Raw genomic sequence first — 13,659 nt, 5'->3', positions numbered from 1 at the left:
AGGCTGACGACCCTCGGCGTCGAGGTGCTCGTGCTCGACTCGACCGACGCCACCCCTACGGATGTGGCGAAGCGAATCGCCGACGCCCTGTCCCCTCCCGGAGGTGGCGTCGACAACCACACCAAGCACGACGACCCCACGGTGAACTCATGAACGCATCACCCGCGACCCCCGTGATCGACACGCATGTGATCCTGCGCGACGGCGACAAGATCCTGTTGTCACAGCGCGGGGGCCCGTACGGCTACGGCCAGTGGCACGCCCCCTCGGGCAAGCTCGACGCCGGCGAGCCGCTCACCATCGGCGCCGCACGCGAGCTGCGGGAAGAGACCGGCGTCGAGGTCGACCCCGAGCGCCTGCGGCTTGTGCACGTCGTGCACCACAAGCAGAGTCCCGAGGTTGAGCGAATCGGCCTGTTCTTCCTGGCCACGACGTGGCAGGGCGAGCCGGTCAACCGCGAGCCCGAGAAGTGTCTCGACCTGCGCTGGTGGTCCGTGCACGAGCTGCCCGAGGACATCATCGAGTACCCCGCCGCCGGGCTGCTCGGCTACCTCGAAGGGGGCGAGCCGCTCACCGAACACGGTTGGTCGTAAGGCACGGCCGACGCTTCGGCCTCGTGCAGACCCGCCCGGGGCCGTCAGGCGGCGTCCCGTCCGCAGGTCACCCCGACGGCTGCGTCAGGTGGGCGAAGGCCTCCAGGTTGCGGGTCGATTCGCCGCGGGAGACCCGCCACTCGTACTCCTTGCGGATGGCGGACGCGAAGCCCAGCTCCAGGAGGGTGTTGAAGGCACCGTCCGCCGCCTCCAGGACGGAGCCCATCAGGCGGTCCAGCTCCTCCGGGGTGACGGCGGACAGGGGGAGCTTGCCGGTCAGGTAGACGTCCCCGAGCGGGTCGACGGCGAAGCCGACGCCGTACAGCTTCAGGTTGCGCTCCAGCAGCCAGCGGTGGACGCCGGACTCGTTCTCGTCCGGGTGGCGGATCACGAAGGCGTTCAGGGACAGGGAGTGGTTGCCGAGGCGCAGGGAGAGGGTGGTCGACAGCTTGTTGGTGCCGGGGAGGGTGACCACGTACGCGCCCTGCTCGGGTGACTCCCAGGTCAGGTCGGCGTCCTGCAGGGTCCGCTCGATGATCTGCTGTGCGTCAGCCATGGGGCGAGCGTACGCGACGGCGGTGCTCGTGCATCGCAGCCGCGTACACCTCGGCCGTGGCCGACGCCGCACGCTCCCAGCCGAACGAGCGGGCGTGCCGTGCCGCCGCCTCGCCCATGCGGGGCACCCGGGTCGGGTCGTCGACGAAACGGCGCAGCACGCGCGCGTAGTCGGCCGGGTCGTGGCCGTCCACCAGATAGCCGGTCTCGTCGTGCCGGACCGCCACCGGCAGGCCCCCCACGGACGCCGCGACGACCGGCGTGCCGGTGGCCTGCGCCTCGATGGCGACCAGGCCGAAGGACTCGCTGTGCGAGGGCATGACCAGCACGCTGGCCGCGCGGAACCAGTCGGCCAGCCCCTGCTGGGCCACCGGCGGGTGGAAGCGCACCACGTCCGCGACGCCCAGCCGGGCTGCCAGCTTCTGCAGGCCCTCCGGTTTGGCCAGGCCGCTGCCGCTGGGCCCGCCGACGACGGGGACGACCATCCGGCCCCGCAGCGACGGGTCCTCGTCGAGCAGCCGCGCCGCCGCGTGCAGCAGCACGTCCGGAGCCTTCAGGGGCTGTATGCGGCCCGCGAACAGAGGGATGAACGCCTCCTGGGGCAGGCCCAGCCGGGCGCGGGCCGCGGCCCGGCCGTCGGCCGGGCGGAACCGGTCCAGGTTCACCCCCGGGTGGACCACCGCCACCCGCGCGGGGTCCGCCTCGTAGTGGTGGACCAGCTCCTCCGCCTCGCCGTCCGTGTTGGCGATGAGCCGGTCGGAGGCCCGTACGATCTGGGTCTCCCCGATCACCCGGGACTCGGGCTCCGGGGTGTCGCCCGCGGCGAGCGCCGCGTTCTTGACCTTGGCCATCGTGTGCATCGCGTGCACCAGCGGGGCGCCCCACCGCTCGGCCGCCAGCCAGCCGACGTGCCCGCTGAGCCAGTAGTGGGAGTGCACCAGGTCGTAGTGCCCGGGCCGGTGCCCGGCCCAGGCGCGCATGACGCCGTGGGTGAAGGCGCACAGCTGGGCCGGCAGGTCCTCCTTGCTCAGCCCCCCGTACGGTCCCGCTTCGACATGCCGTACGAGCACGCCCGGCGCCAGCTCCACCGACGGGGGCAGCCCGGCCGCCGTGGTGCGGGTGAAGATCTCGACCTCGACGTCGATCGCGGCGAGGCGCCTGGCCAGCTCCACGATGTACACGTTCATGCCCCCCGCGTCGCCCGTGCCGGGCTGGTGCAGCGGGGACGTGTGCACGCTGAGCATGGCGACCCGGCGGGGGGCGCGGTGCCCGCGGATCGCCCGGGGGCGTCCGGGCATCCGGAGCCGGGGCGGCGGTACCAGGGTGCCGGCGAGCCGGGACACGTACTGGCTCACGTCGTCGGTCCTTCCGATCAGGGCGCGTCTACCAGGTTCATCGGGCTGAGCGGGCACAGCGACGGAGAGGGTGGACGGCGGCGTCCGGTCCCCTCTCCGCAGGGGGAGAACACCGAGACGTCCCGCTTCATTTCCGCTTTGCCAATTCATTACGGGGTGGAAGCGGCGGGGCGGGCCCGGGCCGGGCGGCCGGGACGGTCCCCGGCGCCTCCCACGCAGGCCACTCCCTGCCCTCGTGTGCGAGCGGCCGGGCAGCGGGATCCTCGCGGCAGTGCGCGCCCCGTCGCGAGACCGTGGGCGCGGCCCGGCGTCCCGGGCCCGCCGCCTGCGCGCCTCCACGCGCGGGGCGGGCGGTTCTCGAGCGTCTACGCTCGTCGTCATGGCCCCGCGCAGTTCCCGTTCCCCCGGCAGCCGTCCCGTCGGCGCGCCCACCCGCGGGACCACCAACCCGAACCGGCTGCGCCGCATGGACCGCTGGATCGCCGCGGCGCACGGACCCGCCCTGCGCCGCGGCGCCGCCCCGCCGGTCGCCGTGGACCTGGGGTACGGGGCCGCGCCCTGGACCGCCGTCGAGCTGCTGGCGCGGCTGCGCGCGGACGCCGACCCGCGCGCGCGGGTGGTGGGCGTCGAGATCGACCCGGGGCGGGTGGCCGCCGCCGCTCCCTACGCGTGCGAGGGCCTGGACTTCCGGCACGGCGGCTTCGAGGTGCCGGTGGACGGGCCGGTCGCGCTGATCCGCGCGGCGAACGTGCTGCGCCAGTACGACGAGGACGCCGTCGCCGCCGTGTGGGCCCGGCTGTGCGCGCGGCTGGCACCGGACGGGCTGCTGGTGGAGGGCACCTGCGACGAGATCGGCCGCCGCCATGTGTGGGTGGCGCTGGGGCCCGAGGGGCCGCGCACGGTGACGTTCGCCACCCGGCTCGGCTCGCTGGAGCGGCCGTCGGACCTGGCGGAGCGGCTTCCGAAGGCGCTGATCCACCGGAACGTGCCGGGCGAGCCGGTGCACACGTTCCTGCGCGACTTCGACCGGGCGTGGGCCGCGGCGGCCCCGTACGCCTCGCTCGGCGCCCGGCAGCGCTGGATCGCCGCGGCGGGGGCGCTGGCGGCCGACTGGCCCCTGGCGGACGGGCGGAGGCGGCTGCGGCAGGGGGAGCTGACGGTGCGGTGGGAGGCGCTGGCGCCCAGGGGGTGGGCGGGGCAGGGAGTTTGAGGACGCCGCCCGGCGCGGCAGGTCGTCCGCAGGGCCACGCCCCGCACCCTCTCGCCGTCACCGCGGCCTGTTACTTTCGCGGGTGACATGGCACGATCGCCTGGGCACACATGTTACTGACGGTAAGTCAGCCCGCGTTCGCCGCCAGGTATGCCAGGAGGGGGACCTGTGAAGCCTGTGGACCGACGCCGCCGCGCGGCGAGCGCGCTCGCCGCGGCCTGTGCGCTGACCTGCGCCCTGACCGTCCTCGCGACCACGGCCGCGAACGTCGCCGTCGCCCCTCCCGCCCACGCTGCGCCGAGCCCCGCCCCCGGCGGCCCCCGGGAGGCGGACGGCACCCGCAAGAAGAGCCTGGAGGACGTCCGCGCCGAGATCGAGGGCCTGTACCGCCAGGCCGGCGCCGCCACGGACGCGTACAACCTCGCGGAGGAGCAGGCCGAGAAGCAGTCCGCCGAGATCGCGCGGCTCTCCCGGGCCATCGCGGACGGCCGGACCCGCATCGACCGGCTGCGGCAGCGCGCGGGTGCGGCGGCCCGCGCCCAGTACCGCAGCGGCGGCATACCGGAAGAGGCCAGGCTGGTGCTCACCGACGACCCGCAGCTCTTCCTGGACGGCGCCGGACGCCTCGTACAGGGACAGAAGGCGACGCGGGACCTGCTCGCGGAGCTGGAGCGGCGCCAGCAGGACCTGGAGACGTACACGCAGGACGCCGGCACCGAGTGGAACAGGCTGGAGCAGCACCGGTCCGCGCAGCAGGAGGCCCGGAAGCACATCGACGAGAAGATCGCCGCCGCGGAGAAGCTGGAGTCGCGGCTGGCGGCCGAGGAGCGGACGCGGCTGCGCGAGCTGGAGCAGCGGGACCGGCAGCGGCAGCAGACGGCCTGGCTGGAGTCGGGCGCGCTGAAGGAGATCAACCGCGCGGCGAGCCCGCAGGGCAGGGACGCGATCGCGTTCGCGACGGCCCAGATCGGCAAGCCGTACGTGTGGGGGGCGGAAGGCCCGGACTCGTACGACTGCTCGGGGCTGACGCAGCGCGCGTGGGGCACCGCGGGCCGGGGCATACCGCGCACGTCGCAGGAACAGTGGCGGCTGCTGCCGCGCGTGGCGGTGAAGGACATGCGGCCGGGCGACCTGATCATCTACTACGCGGACGCGACGCACGTGGGGATGTACATAGGCGACGGCTCGATGGTCCACGCCCCGCGTCCCGGCCGGGACGTGACGGTGGCGGGCGCGGGCTCGATGCCGATCCTCGGCGTGGTCCGCCCGGACAAATAGGGCCGTACGGCAACAAGGCGCTCCGCTTCGGCAGCTCCCCGACCCGGCGTGATGTTCCTCATGGGAACGTGCCCGACTACCTCCCGCTTGCGGGTCATATGCCGCCGGCTCTTCGGTGATCACCATTCCGTTCGGGCCCCGTGTGCCGCTATGGTCCGGGGCGGCGGGACGTCGACCTGACACCCCGCCCGCGGCCCTCGGGGGGAGGGAAGGAAACCGAACCGATGCCCGTACCCGCGCCCGCGCCCGTACAGCGACAGAGGGTGCAACCGCCCGGCGTACCGAGCGGGGACCTGACCCTGCTGCTGGTCGAGGACGACCCCGCGGGAACGTTCACCGTGCCCGAGCTGGTCGACGCGGCCGGCGGCCGGGTCCGTATCCGCACGGCCCGCAACCTCACCGAGGCCGAGCGGCTGCTCACCGACGACGTGCACTGTGTGCTGCTCGACCTGGACCTCGCGGCCGACACCCGCCGTGAGGCCGACGACCCGCTCGCGGCGCTGCGCCGCGTCCTGGAAGTCGCCCCACGCCACGCCGTGCTCGTCCTGGCCACGTCCGAGCGGGCCGAACTCGCCGCGGAGGCCGTACGGGCCGGGGCGCAGGACCGGCTGTTCCGGGAGGAGCTGGACGGGCCGCTGCTCAGCCGGGCCATCCGGTACGCGGTGGAGCGCAAACGGGCCGACTCGGTGCAGGTGAAACTGGCCGAGTCCCGGCTGCGGGCCCAGGAGAACGCCCGCCTGGAGCGGGGCCTGCTGCCGACGCCGCTGCTCCAGGGCTCGGACCTGCGGTTCGCCGCCCGGTACCGGCCGGGCCGCCAGCGCGCTCTGCTGGGCGGCGACTTCTACGACACGGTCCGCACCCCGGACGGCACCGTGCACGCCATGATCGGTGACGTGTGCGGGCACGGCCCGGACGAGGCGGCGCTGGGCGTGGAGCTGCGCATCGCGTGGCGGGCCCTGACCTTCGCGGGGCTGTGCGGCGACGAGCTGCTGTCGACCCTCCAGCAGGTGCTGGAGCACGAGCGGGAGAGCGAGGAGATCTTCGCGACCCTGTGCACTGTGGACATCGCCCCGGACGGGCGCCGCGCCGGGCTGTGCCTGGCCGGGCACCCGGCGCCGCTGGTCGCCCGCCCCGGACAGGGGGCGCGGCTCCTCCCGTACGAGGACGGGGGCCCCGCACTGGGCCTGCTGCCGCGCGCCCGCTGGCCGCGCCGCCAGGTCGAGCTGGGCGGCGCGTGGAGCCTGATGATGTACACGGACGGCCTGATCGAGGGCCGCTCGGCGGGGCCCGGGTCACCGCGGCTGGGCCAGGAGGGCATGGTCGCGATGGTCGACGCGCTGCTGGGACGCGAGCTGGGCGGCGAGGAGCTGCTGGAGGCGGCCGTGGCGGAGGTGCGCACGCTGAACGGCGGCGAGCTGACGGACGATGTGGCGGTACTGCTGCTGGACCGGGCGGGCCGGGCCTGACCTCGGACGGCCCCTGGGGGCAGGCGCCTACCGGCCGCCGTTGTAGGGGCCGTACGGCCCGTCGCTGCTGGAGCCGCCGCGGCGGGGACCGCCGCCGGAGACCTGCCGGAGCGCGGGGCGGACGTCCACCATGAAGACGATCGAAGCGATGAGACCGGCGATCTGGAGGAACAGGATCGGCAGGAACAGGTCGATCACGACCGTGATGCCCAGGATGATCAGCCAGAACTTCTTGGTCTGCTTGTCGGCGGCGCGGTAGGCGTCCTCACGCGCGAGGACGGCGAAGACCAGCGCCACCACCGCCAAGACGGCCATGGCGAGGAAGAGCAGCCCCATCAGGGACTGGAACCCGGACATCAGCATCGTGAGCACCGCCTAGGAAGTGGTTGAAGCGCCTCGCTGCCACGGTACCCGTACAACGCCCCGGGTCCCGTGAATGTGCCCGGCCGACAGAGGTTCCCCACCGCCGACCGGGCGTACACCTGCGACCCCTACTTCCCGGGCTCGGCCTTGGCCCCGGGCTCGGTCCTGTCCTCGGGCCCGGCCTTCGCCTCGGGCTCGACGGCGACGGCGATCTCGGTGACCGTGCCGCGCTCCGCGCCCCCCTCGGCGTCCTCGCCGCGCCACACCTTCACGGTCTGCTCGCCGTGCTCCGCGACCTTCTCGTACGTCTCGCGCGCCCTGACCGCGTACTCGGCGGCGACGCCGACTCCGCGCAGGGCGAGCCCCTGGGCGCTCTCCCCGAGCTTCTTCAGCTGCTCGGCGTCGAAGCCGCCCACCAGCTCGGTGAACTTGGCCTGGACGACCGCCTGCGCCTCCTTGGCCTGGGCGGTCACCTTCTCCTGCACGGCCTTCGGGTCGGTCTGACGGACCTGGTCGATGCGGGCCGGCGCCTCGGCGGCGATCCTGCGCGCCTGCTGGACGGCGAGGTCGGCCGTGCCGGCGGCGAAGTAGAGGGGGGTGCGCAGCTCGTCGATGATGGCCATGGATTCGGTTCCTCCCGTGTTGCGCGGGTCAGGCTTCGGTCGTGGCACCGCTCGCACCGCTCTCGGCGGCCTCGGCCGCGTTCTCCTTGCGGAACGAGTCGTAGATCTGGAGGAGCACCTGCTTCTGCCGCTCGCTGATCGCCGGGTCCGCGAGGATGGCGGCCCGCGTCTCCAGGTCCTCCCGGCCCTGCTCGTCCAGGATCCCGGCGCGCACGTACAGCGTCTCGGCGGAGATCCGCAGCGCCTTGGCGACCTGCTGGAGCACCTCCGCGCTGGGCTTCCGCAGCCCGCGCTCGATCTGGCTCAGGTACGGGTTCGACACCCCGGCCGCCTCCGCGAGCTGCCGCAACGAGAGCTGCGCGCTGCGCCGCTGCTCGCGGAGGAACTCGCCGAGACTGCCGACATTGAGCGATGCCATGCCCCGATCGTGCAGCATCCCGCTAACTATTGCAAGCAGATGCTTGCTGTCGAGCAGGCGAGTGCGGGGCTTTCCGGCCGTCGGGAAGCGCGGGCGACAGCCCGGAACCGGACGGACGGCGGGGCAGGGGCGGCCCCGAGGAGACCGCCGGACTCCCCGGCGCACGAGGGCCCCGGCACGCCCGGAGCCCTCACCGGACAACACGCCGCGGGGCGTCGCCCGTCCGCGTCCGCGCGTCGGCCGCGGGCCCCCGCCCCGCCCCGGGGCAGGGGTGCCCGGGAGGGCGGGCCGATCAGTGAGCCGACGGGCTTCGCGAGCGATGTCACCCACACCGGCACGTGGGTCCGTAGCCACTTTTTTGTGGGTACTTGTCCACGCCCGCCGGGCGGAGCGAACCTGGTGATCAGCCGCCCCGCGCACCGCCCGAGGGAAGGAGGATCCCCCGCACACACCCAGCAGGTCACAAGGCCTGCCGCTCGGCTTCCACCAGGCGCTCCAGGCGGCGGTGCCCCCATGCGGCCAGCGGTTCCAGCGCCTCGGCCAGGTCCCGCCCGAACGGCGTCAGCGAGTACACGGTCTTCAGCGGCAGTTCGTCGTACGCCTCCCGGTGCACGAGGCCGTCGGCCTCCATCTCGCGGAGGGCCTGAGTCAACACCTTCTCGCTGAGGCCCGGCGCGCGCCGGCGCAGCTCACCGGGCCGGTGCGGCCCGGATTCGAGCAGCCACAGCAGCAGCGTCTTCCACTTGCCGTCGATCACGGCGATCGCGGCGGTCACCCCGCACACATCGGTGTCCCGGGCCCGGCTGCGCGTCATCGTCGGTTCCCCCGCTTCCTCCCGTGCGACCGCTTCCGTCCGGCCGCACTCTCTCTCCTGACCCTTCCTGTAACGGAGTTACCCGATGTCTTCGTCCCCCGTCCCCTCCACCGTCACCGTGCTCGGCCTCGGGCCCATGGGCCGCGCCCTGGCCGGGGCCTTCCTGGACGCCGGGCTGCGCACCACCGTCTGGAACCGTACGCCCGGCAAGGACCGCGAGCCGGTCGCGCGTGGCGCGGTGAGTGCCCCGTCCGCCGAGGCTGCGGTCGCCGCGAGCGACGTGACCGTGGTGTGCGTGGTCGACTACACGGCGGCCGACGCCGTCCTGCGGCCCGCCCCGGTGGCCGCCGCGCTTCACGGCCGCACGCTCGTGAACCTCACCGCCGACACACCCGACCGGGCCCGCCGTTCGGCCGCTTGGGCCGCCGGGCACGGCATCCGCTACCTGGACGGCGCGATCATGACTCCGGCCACGACGATCGGCACTCCGGCGGCAGTGTTCATCCACAGCGGCCCGAAGGACCTGTACGAGGGAGCGCGGCCCGTACTGGAGGCGCTGCCGGGCACGCACACGCACCTCGGGGAGGACGTCGGGCGGGCAGCGGCGTACGACATCGCACTGCTCGACATCTTCTGGACCTCGATGGCGGGATACGCCCACGCGCTCGCGGTGGCCGGTGCGGAGGGTGTCACGCCCGGAGAGCTGGCACCGTTCGCGAAGGGGATCGCCGCGATTCTGCCGCCGCTGATGGACGAGGTCGCGGGGGACGTGGAGAACGGCACGTTCTCGGGCGAGCTCAACCCGATGACCTCGGCGGTGTCGTCCATGGCCCATGTCGTGGAGACGTCCGAGGACCACGGCATCGACGCGGGCGTGATGCGCGCGGCCGAGGGGATGGCGCGGCGCGCGATAGGGCTGGGGCACGGGACGGACGGCTTCGTGCGGATCGCGGAGGTGCTCGGGCGGCGGTGAGGGGCTGCCCCCGTCTCCCGGAGACCCCGGCCCCCGGGGAGCGGCGCGGCGGGTCGGCGCGCACCGGCGTGCCGCGGGAGGTCCCGGGCTCAGGGCTCAGGCTCGGTCACGACGACGGGCCGGGCCAGCAGCCCGTCGACGGCGGCGGCGCAGGCCGCAGGGCCGTCTCCGCTGGTCAGCAGGGCCATACCGAGCCGGTCCGCGGAGGACCGCAGGGGCTGCACGGGGTCGCCCGGCTCGACGTACACCTCCCAGGCGGCAAGGTCCACGTGCGGCGGCGCGGGCGCCGGGTGCACGAGGGCCACTCGCCCGGGCGGCGCGGTCAGGAACACGCTCGCGGCGGCCTTCGCGGCCGGCTCCCCTCGACGGGGTTCCTCCCCGAGGGCCCACCCGAGCGCGGCCCGCCGCCAGTCGACCCCGGTGGTGAGCCGTACGAGGTCGGGGATCCCGTCACCACCGGGCCGCGTGTGGGTCTCGATGACGGTGACCCGGCCGTCGCCCCCCAGCTTGACCTCGGTGTGACTGGGCCCGTCGGCAAGCCCCACCGCGTCCAGCAGCTCCTCCACCGCCCCCACGACACGCCCCTCGGCCCCCGCCTCCAGTTCAGGCGGCGGCATCACATGGGCCACCTCGACGAACCCGCCCGGCCCGACCCGCTTCTCCGCCACTCCCATGATCCGGTGCCGCCCGCCCGAGGACAGCGCCTCCACACTGAACTCCCGTCCCTCCACGTACCGTTCCAGCACGACCCCGGGACACCGGAGCTCCTCCCCCAGCTCCGCCATCTCCCTCAGCAACCGCACACCATGGCTCCCGGTTCCGCCCGCGGGCTTGGCGACGACAGCACACCCGTCCCCGAACACCCTCTCCACCAGGCCCCGTTCGTCGTCCCCCGCCGCGAACGGCGGATTCAGCTGAGGCGCCGTCCGCTCCAGCGCGCGCCGCATCCGCACCTTGTCCCGCGTGTCCCGTACGGCCTCCGGGGCCACGCCGACCGCACCCAGCCGCCGGGCGGCAGCGGCAGCGGGCTCGAGCCCCAGCTCGGTCAGCGAGAGGACGGCCACGGGCGCGATCCGCCGGAGCACCCCGTCGACGAAGTCACGGAAACTGGGCCCGTGCTGATAGTCCACAGCGAACTCCCGTACGGAGGCGCCCTTCAGCCGCGGCGCCCCGGGCATCCGTACGAGAACGACGTCCCCCGGCAGTCCCGCGGCGGCCTGTGCGACCTCACCGCTCGCCCCCACCACCACCAGCGTCACCGGCCCACACCCCCGCGTCCCCAGCTCCCCCGATCCTAGCCCGGCCCTCCACGCCGGTCCGCCCCTCCGAGGCCCCGGCCCGGGGCGCCCGCCCCGCCCCGCTCCCCCGCAGAGCGGTCACTCCACGGCGGCGTCGGCACGGCGGTCTCCGGCGCGGCTCCGGCCCGGTGGTGGCGAAGCCCGCGGTGGCGAACCGTGCGAACCCGTCGCCCGGTTCTAGAAGACGTCCGGGCACCACGCCCGCCGCGCCGCCCGCAGCAGCAGGTCCGCCCGAGCCGCCGCCCCCGCCCGGGTCTCCTCGGCACGGCCCAGGACCACCAGCCGCGCCACCGACGACTCCCCCAGCCACAGTGCGCCCAACTCGGCGACATCCACGATCAGTTCTGGCGTCTCGGTGGTGGGCCCGCACGCCGCCCCCTCCGGTGAGGCCTCCAGCCGGAACCGGCCCTCCGCCAGCCCCGCCCTGTCCCGCACCTCAAGCACCAGCGAACCCGCCGTTTCGTACGTCCGCGACTCCAGCGCCCGTACGACGTCGAGGACCCGCACCCACAGCAGGTCCACGTGCGACACCACCCGCGCCGCCCGCGGATCCGGCAGCAGCTCCGGCAGCAGGTCGTCGGGGGCCCGGCGGCCGCTGCGCACCCGGGTCACCCGGTCGATCGCGCACAGGTACCGCCACAGTGCCCGCTCGGCCGCCGGGGTGGCCGCCATCAGCTCCCGGACGCCGGCCGTGCCGATCGGCTGGGCACCGCCGTCCCGCTCCCTTTCGACGGTGTACGCGGCGTGGCCGGCCGGCTCCCCCGACGCGTCGCGGTAGACGACGTAGAACGGCTCGGTCCACGGTTCGCCGGGCGCCAGGTCCACCCCCGTGTCGCGCTGCCAGACCCGCTCCGAACGGCTCACCACGCCATGCCGCACCGCGCGCACCCGGTCGTGCACGGCGGGAGCGGTCTCCCGGATCGCCGCGCCGTCGACGAGGTCGACACGGCCGCCGTCCTCCGGACCCGACCAGCGCGGGTCGAGCCCGGCGCGGGTCACGTCGACGTCCCACACGGTCGTCCACGCGGCCGGGCCGAACCCGTACCGCCCGTAGATCGGGTACTCGGTGGGGCACAGCGTGGAGACGACGTCCCCGCGCTCCTTCGCCTCCGCCAGCTCGGCGTTCATCATCCGGCTCAGCACGCCGCGGCGGCGGTGCGTGGGGGACACCGTCACGCCCGTCACCGCGCCCGCGGGGACCGCCGTCCCGCCGACCGCCGTCAGCTCCTGGGCGAACGACAGGAATGTGCCCACGCACCGGGCGCCGTCGAAGGCGCCCCGCGTCCGCTCCGGGTCGAGGACCTTCCGCCTGAGGGCCACTTCCTCGTCCGTCACGACCGGCGGCCTGAGGAAGCCGACCTTGTGTGCAAGCAGCCAGTCGGGGAAGTCGTCCTCGGTGACGTGGCGGACGACGACACCGGAAGCGGCGGGGGAAGTCATGGGCGTCACGCTAGGCAGCAGCCCGGCCCGCCGCACCCGGGTTTCCGTGAGCGCGGGCCCCGTTCAGGCCAGCAGGTCGTCCACCTGCGCCTCGCCCTCCCGGTACCGGCGGGCGATCTCCGCGCTGCACTCGTCGGCCGTACGCTGCAACTCCTGGCGCCGCCGGGAGACCTGCTGCTCGCACCGGGCCAGCCGGCCCATGGCCTCGCGCAGTTCGTCGTCCGTGCGGGCGTCCAGGTCGGACAGCTCCACCTCGGCCAGCATCTCCGCCGCCAGCAGCCGGATCTCCTCGCTGCGCGGCGTCGACAGCGTCACGTGCCGCGCCGAGCTGCGCCTCCCGACACCCCCCGGTGACGGGGTGTCCGCCAGGATCTCCGACAGCCGGTCGACCACCGGCACCTCGGGGCCGGCCCGCCGCGACAGCTCGGCCCGGAGGATGTCGATCCGGCCCTGGAGCAGCCGCCGCACATAGCTGAGGTCCGCCTCGTCGGTGTGCGCGTCCCGCCGCAGTGTGCGCAGCTCGGCCAGCCGCAGCGGCCGCAGCGACGCGGGCACCCGCGAGGGCCCGGCGGCCCCGAGGGTCCCGAGCGCCACGGCAGGACCGGTCACCGGGCCCGCCAGGTCGGCGGGCGGGGTCCGCTGGGCCGGTGGACGGGCCCGGTCGCCCTGCTCGGCGCGGCTCATCGGCAGGAAGCCGGGACGCTGCCCGGCACCAGGTGTGCTCATGTGATGTCGTCCGTCCCCTCGACCGGTGCTCAGGGGCACCGCCTGACACGCATGGTGCCACTCCCGCATGCGATGTGCAGGTGCTCTGCACCCGTTCGGCCGTCGGTAAGTTGGGGTGTATGCGAGCAGTGGTACAGAGGGTCGACGGCGCACGGGTCGAGGTCGCGGGCGAGACGGTCGGGGAGATCGTCGGGGAGGGCCTGTGCGTCCTCGTCGGCGTCACCCACGAGGACACACCGGAGAAGGCGGCGCAGCTCGCCCGCAAGCTGTGGAGTGTCCGCATCCTGGACGGGGAGAAGTCCTGCTCGGACGTGAATGCACCCTTGCTGGTGATTTCGCAGTTCACCCTCTACGGGGACGCCCGGAAGGGGCGCCGCCCCACCTGGAACGCCGCCGCGCCGGGCCCGGTGGCCGAGCCGCTGGTGGACGAGGTGACCGCGCGACTGCGGGAGCTGGGCGCGACCGTGGCGACGGGCCGTTTCGGCGCGGAGATGCGGGTCTCGCTCACCAACCACGGCCCGTTCACGGTGCTGCTGGAGGTCTGAGC

At 74.3% G+C, this 13,659-nt stretch carries 14 protein-coding genes and 2 pseudogenes; 7 read left to right on the top strand and 9 right to left on the bottom strand.

Annotated elements, in window-relative coordinates; all coding sequences use genetic code 11:
- Positions 1 to 30: 30 nt before the first annotated feature.
- Both I3F58_RS29260 and I3F58_RS03210 read left to right on the top strand, forming a co-directional pair.
- Positions 31 to 153: a hypothetical protein gene (locus tag I3F58_RS29260; protein ID WP_275678049.1), complete on the top strand. Its 123-nt coding sequence runs from the start codon at positions 31 to 33 to the stop codon at positions 151 to 153.
- Complete coding sequence (locus tag I3F58_RS03210) at positions 150 to 593, top strand: NUDIX domain-containing protein (protein ID WP_240106617.1); 444 nt, start codon at positions 150 to 152, stop codon at positions 591 to 593. Before I3F58_RS29260 ends, I3F58_RS03210 begins: the two co-directional genes overlap by 4 nt.
- A gap of 67 nt (positions 594 to 660) precedes the next feature.
- On the opposite strand, the gene I3F58_RS03205 is transcribed toward I3F58_RS03210, so the two are convergent.
- The gene (locus I3F58_RS03205; protein ID WP_240106616.1) at positions 661 to 1,149 is read right to left on the bottom strand and encodes a YbjN domain-containing protein; all 489 of its coding nucleotides are present in this window, start codon (positions 1,147 to 1,149) and stop codon (positions 661 to 663) included.
- Complete coding sequence (gene mshA, locus I3F58_RS03200; RefSeq protein WP_240106615.1) at positions 1,142 to 2,503, bottom strand: D-inositol-3-phosphate glycosyltransferase; 1,362 nt, start codon at positions 2,501 to 2,503, stop codon at positions 1,142 to 1,144. The genes I3F58_RS03205 and mshA overlap by 8 nt, the downstream gene beginning before the upstream one ends.
- A 379-nt stretch (positions 2,504 to 2,882) precedes the next feature.
- Between mshA and I3F58_RS03195 the strand changes: the two genes are divergently transcribed.
- The 3 genes from I3F58_RS03195 (at position 2,883) to I3F58_RS03185 (ending at position 6,457) form a co-directional block, all read left to right on the top strand.
- Complete coding sequence (locus I3F58_RS03195) at positions 2,883 to 3,713, top strand: trans-aconitate 2-methyltransferase (protein WP_240106614.1); 831 nt, start codon at positions 2,883 to 2,885, stop codon at positions 3,711 to 3,713.
- A 177-nt stretch (positions 3,714 to 3,890) separates the two neighbouring features.
- Entirely contained in the window at positions 3,891 to 4,991 is a 1,101-nt protein-coding gene (locus tag I3F58_RS03190) for a C40 family peptidase (RefSeq protein ID WP_240106727.1), read from the top strand.
- 176 nt (positions 4,992 to 5,167) lie between these two features.
- Positions 5,168 to 6,457: a PP2C family protein-serine/threonine phosphatase gene (locus I3F58_RS03185; protein WP_374207897.1), complete on the top strand. Its 1,290-nt coding sequence runs from the start codon at positions 5,168 to 5,170 to the stop codon at positions 6,455 to 6,457.
- Between the two features lie 27 nt (positions 6,458 to 6,484).
- Here I3F58_RS03185 and I3F58_RS03180 read toward each other — a convergent pair whose 3' ends face one another.
- The 4 genes and pseudogenes from I3F58_RS03180 to I3F58_RS03165 form a co-directional block, all read right to left on the bottom strand.
- On the bottom strand, positions 6,485 to 6,820 hold the full coding sequence (locus I3F58_RS03180) for a DUF2516 family protein (protein ID WP_240106612.1): 336 nt from the start codon (positions 6,818 to 6,820) through the stop codon (positions 6,485 to 6,487).
- 137 nt (positions 6,821 to 6,957) lie between these two features.
- Positions 6,958 to 7,443 (bottom strand): annotated as a pseudogene (locus tag I3F58_RS03175) (hypothetical protein); the annotation flags it as partial.
- A 49-nt stretch (positions 7,444 to 7,492) separates the two neighbouring features.
- Positions 7,493 to 7,861: pseudogene (locus I3F58_RS03170) on the bottom strand (helix-turn-helix domain-containing protein); the annotation flags it as partial.
- A 460-nt stretch (positions 7,862 to 8,321) separates the two neighbouring features.
- Positions 8,322 to 8,675, bottom strand: a complete 354-nt coding sequence (locus I3F58_RS03165; RefSeq protein ID WP_240106610.1) for a helix-turn-helix domain-containing protein — start codon at positions 8,673 to 8,675, stop codon at positions 8,322 to 8,324.
- Positions 8,676 to 8,760: 85 nt separating this feature from the next.
- Here I3F58_RS03165 and I3F58_RS03160 point away from each other — a divergent pair, with 85 nt between their 5' ends.
- Entirely contained in the window at positions 8,761 to 9,648 is an 888-nt protein-coding gene (locus I3F58_RS03160; protein ID WP_240106609.1) for an NAD(P)-dependent oxidoreductase, read from the top strand.
- Positions 9,649 to 9,737: 89 nt separating this feature from the next.
- Here I3F58_RS03160 and I3F58_RS03155 read toward each other — a convergent pair whose 3' ends face one another.
- The 3 genes from I3F58_RS03155 to I3F58_RS03145 form a co-directional block, all read right to left on the bottom strand.
- Entirely contained in the window at positions 9,738 to 10,907 is a 1,170-nt protein-coding gene (locus I3F58_RS03155) for an ATP-grasp domain-containing protein (protein WP_240106608.1), read from the bottom strand.
- Between the two features lie 216 nt (positions 10,908 to 11,123).
- Entirely contained in the window at positions 11,124 to 12,386 is a 1,263-nt protein-coding gene (locus I3F58_RS03150) for a GNAT family N-acetyltransferase (RefSeq protein ID WP_240106607.1), read from the bottom strand.
- A 63-nt stretch (positions 12,387 to 12,449) separates the two neighbouring features.
- A complete protein-coding gene (locus I3F58_RS03145; RefSeq protein WP_240106606.1) occupies positions 12,450 to 13,112 on the bottom strand; it encodes an ABC transporter substrate-binding protein in 663 nt (220 codons plus the stop codon).
- A gap of 119 nt (positions 13,113 to 13,231) precedes the next feature.
- On the opposite strand from I3F58_RS03145, the gene dtd reads away from it, so the two are divergent.
- Positions 13,232 to 13,657 (top strand): D-aminoacyl-tRNA deacylase, encoded by a 426-nt coding sequence (dtd, locus tag I3F58_RS03140; RefSeq protein WP_240106605.1) that lies wholly within the window; start codon positions 13,232 to 13,234, stop codon positions 13,655 to 13,657.
- Positions 13,658 to 13,659: the final 2 nt, after the last annotated feature.

Origin of the sequence: Streptomyces sp. MUM 203J (assembly GCF_022414595.1) — a bacterium.
GTDB lineage: Bacteria > Actinomycetota > Actinomycetes > Streptomycetales > Streptomycetaceae > Streptomyces.
This window is presented reverse-complemented; position numbering and strand designations above follow the sequence as displayed.

Coding starts and splice junctions, on each gene's coding strand:
- I3F58_RS03210 (WP_240106617.1), top strand. CDS start 150: ATGAACGCATCACCCGCGACCCCCGTGATCGACACGCATGTGATCCTG.
- I3F58_RS03205 (WP_240106616.1), bottom strand. CDS start 1,149: ATGGCTGACGCACAGCAGATCATCGAGCGGACCCTGCAGGACGCCGAC.
- I3F58_RS03195 (WP_240106614.1), top strand. CDS start 2,883: ATGGCCCCGCGCAGTTCCCGTTCCCCCGGCAGCCGTCCCGTCGGCGCG.
- I3F58_RS03180 (WP_240106612.1), bottom strand. CDS start 6,820: ATGCTGATGTCCGGGTTCCAGTCCCTGATGGGGCTGCTCTTCCTCGCC.
- I3F58_RS03165 (WP_240106610.1), bottom strand. CDS start 8,675: ATGACGCGCAGCCGGGCCCGGGACACCGATGTGTGCGGGGTGACCGCC.
- I3F58_RS03160 (WP_240106609.1), top strand. CDS start 8,761: ATGTCTTCGTCCCCCGTCCCCTCCACCGTCACCGTGCTCGGCCTCGGG.
- I3F58_RS03150 (WP_240106607.1), bottom strand. CDS start 12,386: ATGACTTCCCCCGCCGCTTCCGGTGTCGTCGTCCGCCACGTCACCGAG.
- I3F58_RS03145 (WP_240106606.1), bottom strand. CDS start 13,112: ATGAGCACACCTGGTGCCGGGCAGCGTCCCGGCTTCCTGCCGATGAGC.
- dtd (WP_240106605.1), top strand. CDS start 13,232: ATGCGAGCAGTGGTACAGAGGGTCGACGGCGCACGGGTCGAGGTCGCG.